This window comes from Maridesulfovibrio frigidus DSM 17176, assembly GCF_000711735.1.
In the GTDB taxonomy this organism is placed as follows: domain Bacteria; phylum Desulfobacterota; class Desulfovibrionia; order Desulfovibrionales; family Desulfovibrionaceae; genus Maridesulfovibrio; species Maridesulfovibrio frigidus.
This window is the reverse complement of record NZ_JONL01000004.1, coordinates 142,903-154,619: the sequence shown is the minus strand read 5'-3', so window position 1 is coordinate 154,619 and position 11,717 is coordinate 142,903. Positions and strand designations below refer to the sequence as shown.

At 42.9% G+C, this 11,717-nt stretch carries 12 protein-coding genes and 1 pseudogene; 2 read left to right on the top strand and 11 right to left on the bottom strand.

What is annotated here, in order from left to right; translation table 11 throughout:
- Positions 1–19 precede the first annotated feature (19 nt).
- The 4 genes from mrtJ to BR06_RS0109945 form a co-directional block, all read right to left on the bottom strand.
- Entirely contained in the window at positions 20–472 is a 453-nt protein-coding gene (mrtJ, locus tag BR06_RS0109960) for a JDVT-CTERM system glutamic-type intramembrane protease MrtJ (RefSeq protein WP_031482516.1), read from the bottom strand.
- A 99-nt stretch (positions 473–571) separates the two neighbouring features.
- Positions 572–1,609 carry a glycosyltransferase family 9 protein gene (locus BR06_RS0109955; RefSeq protein WP_031482514.1) on the bottom strand — a complete coding sequence of 346 codons (1,038 nt, stop codon included), beginning with the start codon at positions 1,607–1,609 and terminating at the stop codon, positions 572–574.
- 182 nt (positions 1,610–1,791) lie between these two features.
- On the bottom strand, positions 1,792–2,178 hold the full coding sequence (locus tag BR06_RS0109950; RefSeq protein WP_031482512.1) for a GtrA family protein: 387 nt from the start codon (positions 2,176–2,178) through the stop codon (positions 1,792–1,794).
- On the bottom strand, positions 2,156–3,130 hold the full coding sequence (locus BR06_RS0109945) for a glycosyltransferase family 2 protein (protein WP_034602983.1): 975 nt from the start codon (positions 3,128–3,130) through the stop codon (positions 2,156–2,158). Before BR06_RS0109945 ends, BR06_RS0109950 begins: the two co-directional genes overlap by 23 nt.
- A gap of 403 nt (positions 3,131–3,533) precedes the next feature.
- On the opposite strand from BR06_RS0109945, the gene BR06_RS0109940 reads away from it, so the two are divergent.
- Positions 3,534–4,124: a hypothetical protein gene (locus BR06_RS0109940; RefSeq protein WP_031482508.1), complete on the top strand. Its 591-nt coding sequence runs from the start codon at positions 3,534–3,536 to the stop codon at positions 4,122–4,124.
- 278 nt (positions 4,125–4,402) lie between these two features.
- The gene (locus BR06_RS0109930; RefSeq protein ID WP_031482506.1) at positions 4,403–5,377 is read left to right on the top strand and encodes a ketoacyl-ACP synthase III; all 975 of its coding nucleotides are present in this window, start codon (positions 4,403–4,405) and stop codon (positions 5,375–5,377) included.
- An 83-nt stretch (positions 5,378–5,460) separates the two neighbouring features.
- On the opposite strand, the gene BR06_RS0109925 is transcribed toward BR06_RS0109930, so the two are convergent.
- From BR06_RS0109925 to radA, 7 genes and pseudogenes are all read right to left on the bottom strand, one after another.
- A complete protein-coding gene (locus tag BR06_RS0109925; RefSeq protein ID WP_051676997.1) occupies positions 5,461–7,110 on the bottom strand; it encodes a mechanosensitive ion channel family protein in 1,650 nt (549 codons plus the stop codon).
- A 52-nt stretch (positions 7,111–7,162) separates the two neighbouring features.
- Entirely contained in the window at positions 7,163–7,597 is a 435-nt protein-coding gene (gene trxC, locus BR06_RS0109920) for a thioredoxin TrxC (RefSeq protein WP_031482502.1), read from the bottom strand.
- A 102-nt stretch (positions 7,598–7,699) separates the two neighbouring features.
- Positions 7,700–7,900: a hypothetical protein gene (locus BR06_RS0109915; RefSeq protein WP_031482500.1), complete on the bottom strand. Its 201-nt coding sequence runs from the start codon at positions 7,898–7,900 to the stop codon at positions 7,700–7,702.
- A gap of 518 nt (positions 7,901–8,418) precedes the next feature.
- Positions 8,419–8,655, bottom strand: coding sequence for an ABC transporter permease (locus BR06_RS19705; RefSeq protein WP_156952698.1), 237 nt, complete (start codon positions 8,653–8,655; stop codon positions 8,419–8,421).
- Positions 8,656–8,697: 42 nt separating this feature from the next.
- A pseudogene (locus BR06_RS0109900) lies at positions 8,698–8,901 on the bottom strand (ATP-binding cassette domain-containing protein); the annotation flags it as partial.
- Positions 8,902–9,008: 107 nt separating this feature from the next.
- Positions 9,009–10,112 carry a non-hydrolyzing UDP-N-acetylglucosamine 2-epimerase gene (wecB, locus tag BR06_RS0109895; protein ID WP_031482496.1) on the bottom strand — a complete coding sequence of 368 codons (1,104 nt, stop codon included), beginning with the start codon at positions 10,110–10,112 and terminating at the stop codon, positions 9,009–9,011.
- A 251-nt stretch (positions 10,113–10,363) separates the two neighbouring features.
- Positions 10,364–11,686, bottom strand: coding sequence for a DNA repair protein RadA (gene radA, locus BR06_RS0109890; RefSeq protein WP_031482494.1), 1,323 nt, complete (start codon positions 11,684–11,686; stop codon positions 10,364–10,366).
- Positions 11,687–11,717 lie beyond the last annotated feature (31 nt).

Sequence of the window (11,717 nt, the reverse complement as noted above, 5' to 3'; positions counted from 1 at the left end):
ATTTCTACCAGTACAATTCCTACATAAATTGATAAAATAAAAACGCGTTATAAGCAAAATGAATGATAGTTCCTGGCACAACACTACGATACCGTTGCCATATAAAACCAAAAGCAAGCGAAGGAATAAAAGTAAGAAATGCCCAGTTAGCCGGCTGGTTGATGAGATGCATACATGAAAATGTTAACGAGGCCAGAACATTTGCCAGACTCAAAGGGCCTACTCTATAACCATACCGGAAATATCTATCTATGCCTTCTTGAAGGAGAAACCTAAAAAACAGTTCTTCAATAAAAGCCTTACCCAAAAGCCACATAAGGGAAAGCTTTAAATCTGGGCTTGGTACATACAGACCAACAAACCCGAAAGATAAAAACAGGTAAAAAATAGGGTCAGTAAAACTGTACACGCCCCATTTAAATTGATGCCAAACTCCCTTAAGAATTCGGTTAACGATAAACTCATAAACCATATGAGCCCTGTTTTTTATATACTGGCATTCATTTCCTCAAATAAAAATTTGTTGCCATTAAAACGGACTCTGACACCCCATTAACTACAACTACAACTTCTAAATCTTTTCCAGAACACGTTCAAGCACAACTTCCGGCTTCAACTCATTCAAACATTTCATCAAGCCACTGGCACATTTTTCGTTTCCGCAGGGCTGGCACTCCAAACCTTCAGGCACAACCTCTTCATGTTCCGGTGAAGGAAAAGTCCACGCACTACTTGATGATCCTGGGGGAGTTATACTTGGAGTTCCGACTCCTACAGCAAAATGCCTCGGAGCGGAACAGTTTCCTATATGTAAAACAGCTCTTTCGATGAGAGCCGCCATTAGCCTGAGTGAACCTGGCTTTTCAAGCATGACACACTGCTCGCCAAGATCTGCTACAGATTTAACCTTCTCCACTACATCCTTTTCGCCAGGACCATAGAGCAGGAAGAACTTAACTCCTTCCCTTTCCTGTGCAATCAGAGCGATAAGCTTGCCATAGGATTCGGCTGACCAGCGTCTTGTCTCCCTTCTGTGAGAAGGATCGACTGTAACCAGTGTATCGCTCTCGCTAACACCTAGTGAGGACAGGCAATCACGCCCCTCTGCGCGTTCCTCATCACTTACAAAAATTTGTGGCTTCTCATTATCCCAATCAATGCCAAGAGGCTTTAATACTCCTGCTTTATATTTTGCAGCGTAGCCGCCAGGTATAAAGTCGGGCCAATTGGTATACAAAAAACGATTATACCATGGTGGTTTAAAGGAAAGTTTTACAGAAGCATTGCTAAATAAAAGCATCCATCGGCAACGTGGCAGTTGCTGAAAATCAACGACTAAATCGTAGCCGGACCTTCCTACCTTTCTATAAAAAGCTAAGGCTTTTAATGGATTAGCTAGTTTTTTTTTATCTATTACCCAAACATGCTGTACTGCTGGATTATTCTCAAAGACCTCAGCACACTTTCCCTCAGTAAAAACATGAATTTCTGCATGTGGATATTTTTTGTGCAACAAAGACACGGAAGGCGTAGCCAATACCACGTCACCAATCTGACGTAACTGGCATACTAAAATTCGCTTAGGATTAATCGTGCTTATATCTTTCACTACGCAAAAACTCACTTTTCGAAATTATATAAAATCAAAAAAAATTTATCTTCACTCTTCAATACCGAACATAAAACGGGCTGATCCGTTTATTTTTTGAAAGCGTCGAAATAAGCACACCGTTTAAACAAAGTCCAGACGGACCTTTCCATAAATCCTACGACTTACACTACTCATTGCTATCACTTGAAAACGTAACAAGCTGATAACACATAGTTTGCCGCCAAAGCGACACAAGATCCTACAGCCAGTGGAATAATTAAGGGTGAGCCAGGCCAAATGAGTAAGACTCCTGCATAACTCCCATAGTTAATGATACTACCAATTCCGTTTGATATCAAAAACTTATACCACCCACGCCATGGAGCCTTCCCTTCTTTTCGGAAGGTAAAACCATGATGAAATCTGTAACATACGGTGAGCGCTACCAATATTGCCGGTATTCTTGCCCAAAGGGACGGTGCCCCGAGAGCAACAAGCCCATACGTAATCCCCGCATCAACGACAAAACCAAGCCCGCCGATACAGCAAAATCTTAAAAATCGATTACTTATCAACTGATCCGCCATCAACATTCTCTTTTGCACAGTAATCGCGGCATATTACTGCCGGAGATGTAAAATTCAAATATTCCAGCCTTCTCATCTCCATATGTCCGCGGCTGACACAATCCAATATGATACCTATTGCAACCGACAAACAGGCAATTATACCCACAGAAGCTGCAAGCACTGCTGTAGGAAGTTTGGGAACAAGCCCCGTCAACATCCACTCCCCTACGATCGGAAGTCCAAGAATAAGAGAAAGTAAAGCAAATGCGCCGCCGATCCCTGCATAAAATTTTAGCGGGAAAATATGACGAAATAAGCGCAACATTGTCAAAAAGATACGCATACCATCTCTATATGTATTGAGCTTACTATGGCTCCCCTCAGGACGCTTGCCATAGGTTGTAACCATTTCTTCCACCGGCAGACGTGCGGTAATGGAATGGATGCTCATTTCCATCTCAATCTCAAATCCGCGACTGAGGCAAGGAAAGGACTTTACAAATCTCCTTGAAAATATGCGGTAACCCGAAAAGATATCTGTGAAAGTTTTTTCAAAGATTACACCCAGAAATTTATTAAAAACGGCATTACCTGCTTGATGACCGGAACGGTATGCTTCGTCTTCATCTTTATGATCACGAATACCGACAACCATATCAAGATTATTACTTAGGAGCCTGTCTACCATAGCCGGAGCCGCGGTAGCATCGTAAGTATCATCCCCATCAACCAAAACATAAACATCTGCATCAATATCTGCAAACATGCGGCTGACTACGTTGCCCTTTCCGCGTCGGTTCTCAGAAGCAACGATTGCTCCGGCAGCCTTTGCAACTGCGATGGTATTATCAGTGGAACCATTATCATAAACGTATATTTCACAGCCCGGGAGTTGCTTTGCAAAATCGCGGACAACGCTTGTAATTGCTTCTTCTTCATTCAAGCACGGAATTAAAACTGCTGTCTTCATTTTGCTGATCCTTCTTTAAATATATTCTGCGGTAATATTTCTCTTGGAACTATTAGCGAACTATAACTTTTGCGGCTGAACTATGAAATACTAACCAACGGTGAAGTAGCATAACAATTTGAAAATTTTTCATCCTCAAAATAGGCAGCCATATTGCCTTTAGCCATATTCATAATTTTATATAGCTGCTCTGAATCGAGATGCTACTGCAAATAGTCTACCCTCAGCCCTCGGTCAACCCGAGTTATTTACATGCCCATCATGAAAATTAAAACCACAATTTCAAGCCGCTATTATTTTTTCACCTTATTGAAAAGAACTTTGACAAAAATAGCTAAGTTCCAGTATCTTGAAAAACGATATAATATCATCGCATGTACATTGAACACAAACAGGAGAAATCATGAAAAAACAGTCCCTATCAATATTCATTCTACTTATTGCAGTAGCAGTGCTTATGATGCCTTCCTCAGGCTTTGCCGCTGAGAAGAAAATGAAGGACACTATTCTACAGCTCGATTATACTCCTATCAAAATGGACATACCTCCATGCACAGTAAAAATTGCAGTGGTAAAATTTACAGAAACCAACCCCATCACACAGCTCGGTCAAAGCAAATTATTCAATTATATACCTTCAATAGATGTAGGTACATGGATGGCTAAATCCGTTCTCAGCCAGCTTACGTCCCAAGGGTACGATGCAGAGTACTTCGAAACAATGGATGATGCAGGCGATAACTTCATTGTCACCGGAATAGCCAATAAAGTACTCATCAACCGTCCGGGCCAGATGGAAATGTATTACAAAGTTCAATTGGACGGCATGGTCACTAAAGATAACAAATTACTTTTTTCCCAAAATTACACTTCCAAGCAGGAAAAAGGATTTGCAAACACAGGTGATAATGCAGGCAAGTTGATGGCTGGCCTTCATGACACTTTCAGCATGTTTCTTCCACAAGCAGTTAAAATCATTAATGACAACAACTAGCTGAACACTTTCCTAGATAAAATATTCATAAAAAGCTCGCTGTAAAAAACTTCAGCGAGCTTTTTATTTTTTTTATTAAAATAAATAAGCAAGCCTTTATTAACTTGCGCCACACATGAATAATCGTTATTAGACCCGTGACTAGTGACACGAGAGTTTAAATACGCATATGAATGTATCTTCCATTTTCTCTCCAAATACAATGCACTTTTGAAAACTGACTAAAACAGTCGTTCTACCACCTAATCGCGGTACACATAAATAACGACGGAAAGATCATGACTGCCCTTATCAATGCAATAGAATATTATATCCCAGAGAACACAGTAGATTGCCTAGAGTTAGATAAAAGCAAACCTGAATGGCATGTACGCAATTCACTGCCTAAAACAGGTGTCCGCTTCCTTCATCATGCAGATAGTGATGAAACAACGCTCCAGCTGGCTTTTACTGCGGCGAAAAAGGCAATAGCTTCACTTCCGGAATCAGAACTTCCAGATACGCTTATAGTCTGCACGCAGACCCCGGACAACCTTCTGCCTCACGTATCTGCATGCCTTCAGCACGAACTGGGACTGCCTTCTAGTACCAAGTGTTTTGACTTGAGTCTCGGCTGTAGTGGATATTGCTACGGTCTTTCCATTGCATACGGCTACCTGGCCGCAAATATTTCAAAAAGAGTACTCTTTGTTACTGTCGACAATTATTCAAAAGTGATCGACCCTGAAACAAACAAAGCTTACTTGCTCTTTTCTGACGGAGCTTGCGCAACCATTCTAGACAAACCAGAGATCGCCCCGTTTTTCCAATTCGGTACAGACGGCAGCCGCAATAAATCCATTATCTGTGAAAATACCGGCATCAGCGTAATGACCGGAAAGGACCCCGACGCCCCCATTGCAAATCCAAATTTCATAATGGACGGCTACAACGTGCTCCAATTCACAGTAAAAACAATACCGCCCGAAATGATAAAGCTGACTGAATCTGCGGGAATAACTCTTGATGACATTGATTTGTTCGTCTTCCATCAGGCAAGCCGCAAAGTGCTTGAAGAGATCGGCAAAAAACTTTCCATCCCCAAAGACAAACTGATCATTGATCTAGAAGAGACAGGCAACACAACCTCTTCAACCATTCCCATTGCCATGAAAAGGGCAGAAGCAAGAGGACAGCTTAAACGCGGAGACAAAATCATGCTCTTCGGTTTCGGAATCGGACTTAGCTGGTCTGGCGCTATCATCGAATACTAATTTATTTATTTTCCATATGTTAAACAAAAAAAGTCCGGCTTATGCCGGACTTTTTTTGTTTGTAAGCAGATTCCTCTATCCATCTATTCATCAACCTTATGCAAATGCACATCGCGCTGTGGAAAAGGTATGCTGATCCCTTCTTCATTAAACTTCTTATAAATATCACGACTAAGCTCATGAGTAAGCCTGCCTCTGTCCTTCGGCTCTGCAGCCCAGCATCGCAACTCGTATTCCAGCGCAGAATCCCCAAATAAACGAAAACGCACTTTCGGCGGGGGATTACTGATAGCAAGTGAATTAGAACGGGCAACTTCCAAAAGAATGTCTTCTACTTTATCAACATCTGAGCCGTAGGCAACGCCAACCTTAATACGCACCCGAAAGTGCGGCTCCGGCATGCTCTGGTTGGTGATTTTAACATTGGTAATTACCGAGTTTGGAATTGTGATTAAAATATTGTCTCTGGTCAGCATGCGGGTGGATCTCATCCCTACAGCCTTCACCTCACCCCGCTCACCTGAATCAAGGACAATATAGTCACCTGCTCTGAACGGCCTGTCGAGAAAGATAGAAACTCCACCAAAAAAATTGGCTAAAGTTTCACGTGCAGCAAGGGCCACAGCCACACCTGCGATACCAGCAGAAGCGAAAACAGCTGTAACTGGAATCCCGAAATAACTTCCAGCTTTATAGCATAATACGAAAACAAGACTAAATGAAACAAGCCTTACAACAAGCTTAATCACATCAGCATCAAGAGCCTCTTCCTTAATTTTTGCCGTGGCTATAATACCATGCATTACAACGTTTCCAGCAACAATTATGGCAATACCGGAAAACATAAAAAAGAATAGCTCAAAACCCATGGTCATAACTGCCAGCACCCGCCCAGTAATATTGATCTGGCGACTCATAAGATACTCTACAAAAGCACAGACAAACATACCTGCTAACGGAAATAATAAACGCCCGGTTTCCCACGAACAACCAGCAGTCCAGCATTTTACTCTCTCATTAATCAACCACATCAACCATAAACAGAGGGATCCAAAAAAAAGAACCAAAATAAGACCAATCCACTGCCATATAGCCTGTCCCAAATATCCTTGCTTTGACCACTCAGGCAGCTTGCTTAAAAAGCCATCCGGTATCATCCAACCTGAAGAATAAATATATTGCTCATACAAACCGTAATAATCCTTACCATGATCACTGTTTTTGTAAGGCAAATCTCGTACTTCATTATAATACTCGTTCAGCCTATTCACAGTCTCAGAATTAAATAAGAAAGAACCAACTCTAGGTCCTTTTGCAACTTGGCTAATATTTATTTCTGTATGTGGCATGCGCCACGAAACCGCGCCTGAACTTTTTACATCTCTTTTATCCGGAACATCATCCATATCCGGCAGATCAATCCTGTCCAGCACCTCGCGAAGCATCAAGACAGACTCGACACGGATATCATCAAGCAAAGTAGGCGGAACTAGGCTAAAATCAAAACAACGTGCAGCTCTCTGCATATATTCTACTTCAAGCGCGAAATCTTCATCAGGCTCATTTGCAGCCTTATATAACTCATCAGTATAATGGATAAAACTATTTAGAGTAGCGCGCGGACTTGATGTGTCCGGTGGCTCAAGAGGAAACATGGTAGAAGCAAAAACAGTTGAAAAAGCCATCATCATGAGCAGGAAGGACAAAACTACATATTTAACCGGACGAATCATATTTTCTCCATAAAGCTACATAATACAACGGTGAGAAAGCTCAACAACAGAGTTACGCGAACTGCTTTGCCCAGCTTGTAATCTGCTGCGCAGACATACCGCCTGACACGCGCTTAACTTCGCGGCCGCCCTTAAATAAAACCAGAGTAGGTAATGAGCTAACGCTAAAACGGGCAGACAGTGATTTAAATTCTTCAGTATTAACTTTTGCGGTCAATATATGAGGGTACAACGCTAACGCTGCCTGCTCAAAGGCGGGTGCCATAGTTCGACAATGACCGCACCAAGGCGCCCAGAAATCGACCAATATTGGTAGTTCTGTTTTTGAAATGAAGCGATCAAAATTTGAACCAGTAAAGACTAAGGGAGATGAACTAAGCACTAGTCCACCACACTTGCCACAGGTAGGCTTATCTCCAAGACGTGCAGACTGAATCCTGTTGATGGCTTGGCATTTGGAACAAACAGTATGTATAGGGGCGGGCATAGCTCCTCCTTCAATTGTTTTGTTACCAAGGAATATACCATTATTGCGCACATAAGCCAACTATACCGCCCAATAATGGTTAAAGAACTAATCCATAATTATTTATTCGGCAGTCTTGAGCTTTACCCAGTATTTTTCATATAATGGTGTAGCATCACCAAGTCCAACTTCAAACTCGCCGCGCTTAAGGGTTTCATCATCGGGGTATGAAATCTGACTCTTGCGCATTGCTTCGGGTAACAATTTAACGGCTTCACCATTCGGTGATGAATATCCAAGCTGTAGGGCTATCTTAGCCGCCACATCAGGGCGCAGAATGAAGTAAATAAACCTATGCGCCTCCGCAACATTTTTGTGATAATTACGGCCGCGACAGTTCCTAAAACAGTTGCAATCGTAGCGGCAACCGTGGCGAGCAAAAGTGAATTCATCGCCGTTTCCATCAGCCGTAAATTAGCAGCCAACTGGTAGTAAAACCTTTCCAGTTCATGGAATTTTTCGAAGAATTAAACGAATATCCCACCATCACTGCCAATAGCAGATAAAGGAAAAGATAGACCATAAATGCACATAAATTGCGCAAAATTTTCATGATTAAGTCCTCTTACGCGTCTTGCGCAGACTTAGAATATTCACGAAAAACATGCACGCCATAAGCGCAGTTAAAAACACGCTTGCGGCAGCTCTGGCTGGCCATTCACGGGTCACTAAAAATTTATATTTGACAAAGTTACCGATAAGTGTCTGTTTAGATCATCCAAGAATATAAGGTATATAAAACATACCTAAAGCAGGACTGAAAACCAATATAGAACCTGACACTATGCCGGGCAAAGTAAGCGGCAAGGCGATCTTAAAAAGGTTCGCACCGGCCCTGCGCCAAGATCGCGCCCAGCCTCGAGCAGCCTTTTGTCGAGTTTTATAATGGATGAATAAAGTGGCAGCACCATAAATGGGAGCAAGGTATAACAAAGACCCAAAAGCACCGCTCCGCGAGTATAGAGCATCTGCGCGGGCATGGAGATTAACCCCATGGACATGAGCCAGAAACCACGCAAAAAAATATCCCCAATGGCCTGCTTAATATCAGACGCAGATTACTTCTTAATCTTAAGGCCAAAGGCAACGTTGTCGAAAACGGTCATATGTGGATAAAGGGCGTAGCTCTGGAAAACTGTATAAACAGCGCGTTTTTCAGGGGGCAGGTCATTAATAACTACGCCGCCAAGGCTGACAGTTCCGGCATTAGGCGTCTCAAATACGCCAAAAAGTTCGAGTATAGTTGTCTTCCCGCAGATGGAAGGGAAACCAAAAACATACCGAATCAAAGAATCGCGGCTGCACATAAAAAGTACGCCGTTCTATGTCAGAGTCTAAAGGGAAACAACAAAAAATTAGCTTAGCCTAAATTTTATTTCGCGTTCATATAATCAATCAGTATGTTCCAAATACGTTCAGCCGCATGGCCATCCCAGCCGGGTATTTTTGGAGCAGGATTACCTGTCTTTTCAAGCGCTTTATCCACTTCGCGCAAAATATTATCTTCCGCAACACCAGCAAGAACATTTGTACCCTTTTCAACTGTAACAGGGCGCTCCGTATTTTTGCGAATAGTAACGCAAGGCACCCCAAGAGCAGTAGTCTCTTCCTGCAAGCCACCGCTATCAGTCACTACAACCTGAGCATCTTTCCACAAATAAAGAGATTCGCGAAATGAAAGTGGCGGGAAAGTATACACATTTTCCGAGAATGATATTGAGAACTTTTCCATCATCTTAGCCGTACGAGGATGAATCGGGAACACAATTGGAAGCTTTTCTGAAATCTTATTAAGCGCAGAAACAATAGGCTGCAAAACATCCTTACAATCCACATTGGAAGGACGGTGCATGGTCAAAAATACATACTTACCAAGCTTTTCTTTAAGCGGTCGAGATTGATAGTCAGCTGTAACTTCATCGCCCAAGCGACCAACATTATAAAACAAATTATCAATCATCACATTACCGACCTGAAAGACCGCCGCCTCATCCTTACCTTCGCGCAGTAAATTCTCATAACCATGTTCTTCAGTAGTAAAGAACAAATTACTAATCGAATCAGTAACCATGCGGTTGATCTCTTCCGGCATATCCAGATCGCCACTTCTAAGGCCAGCCTCAACATGAGCAACCGGAATATGAAGTTTGCGCGCAGTAATCGAGCAAGCAAGAGTAGAATTAACATCACCCACAACCACCACAAGGTCAGGCTTATGTTCGATACACATCTGCTCAAATGAAATCATAATCGCGCCAGTCTGCTCAGCGTGAGTGCCAGTAGATTTGCCCATATTAAATTTTGGCTCATCAATATCAAGGTCCTCAAAAAAGACCTGAGACATCTGTCTGTCGTAATGCTGACCAGTATAAACAATGTCGCATTCAATGGATTCTAGATTGCGGGCGGCCCGAAAAATAGGGGCCACTTTCATCAAATTAGGACGCGCTCCAGCTACCAAAAATACTTTTTTCATTTATATTCTCTCAATTTAAATTATAGGGAAAAACCGGGAATGCCTCCGGCGGCTTAAACCCTTTTTGAAAAAAGGGTTTAAGAATCCCAAAAACTTTTAACGGGTATAGCATTAAAAAAATACTCCCCCCTCCCCCTAAATGGAAGTCCAGAGGGCCTCGGGCCTTCTGGACCAGCCGAAGGCGAAATTACCCATTCTTTCCCCGCCTTCAAAAAAGCGTCGCAGACATAACAGAACTATAGTAATATCAACTATTCAGCAGGTCCAAAAAGTTTAGCTTGTAAGTCATCTAAAGTTTTGCATGTTTCGGACTGGAAAACGGGTTTGTAGCCTAGCCTGTCGGCTTGCTTTAAGCGTGTTTCTCCACCTGAGGCTGGTCTTATTCTTCCGTTTAGATCGACTTCACCCCAGAAGACTGAACCAGCTGGTAATGGACGATCATAGAAAGAGGAGAGCACTGCGGCGGCTACGCCGAGATCGAGTCCCGGGTCGCGCATAGCTAGACCTCCGCCAATTTTGGCGTAGATGTCCAGTTCACCTAGATTTAGGTTAAGTCGTTTTTCTATTACAGCGAGAATTAGGTTAAGCCTGTTGGTGTCAAAACCTAATGCGGTTCTGCGCGGTATGGATAATACTGAGCGGCTTGCTAAGGCTTGTACTTCTACTGCGAAAGGCTTGTGCCCATCCATTGCCATTACTACCGCTGCGCCGGAAAAAGAATCGTCTCTGTCGCCAAGGAATAGCGTTGATGGATCTTCTACTATCTCCATGCCTTCCTCGCGCATGGAAAATACTACGAGTTCGTCACTTGGCCCGAACCTGTTTTTGAGCACTCGCATTATGCGCATCATGTGCTTGCGATCACCTTCAAGATATAAAACTGTATCGACCATATGCTCTAAGAGCTTTGGTCCGGCAATTTGGCCGTCTTTAGTGACGTGTCCTACTAGAACTAATGTTGCAGAAGTCTTTTTTACTGCATCGACTAGCTCAGAAGATACAGCTCGAACCTGACTTACGGATCCGGGTATCCCATCAGCATGTGAGGAATTTAGAGTTTGCACGGAATCGATTATTATAAGATCAGGCTTGTCTGGAGACTCTAGAATGGAGAGTGCTTCATCTGAGCTGGTGGATGCAATGGCCAGCATTCCAGTATCAAGAAGGCCGAGCCTTTCAGCGCGACTTCTAATCTGGGCTAGAGATTCTTCTCCAGAAAAATATACGGCCTTGTTTCCCATCTGCGCCTGCGCGGCGGCAAGCTGTAAGAGTAAGGTGGATTTACCGATACCTGGCTCTCCGCCAACTAAGACGGCACCACCGGGAACAAAACCTTTACCCAAAACTGCGTCTAAAGAGACAAAACCTGTCGAACGGGCTTCAGTATTTTCAATGGGTATTTCGGATAGAGGTATACCTTTTATCCCTGCGTGAACGTGACTTATTCCGCCCTTTTTGCGGACAACTACTTTCTCTTGAAGAGTATTCCACTCACCGCAACGCGGGCATTGTCCCTGCCATTTAAGAGCCTGCGCTCCGCAACTGGAACAAACAAAAACATCTTTAGTCTTCATCATCTCTCCGCAGTAGTAAAACATAAACAAA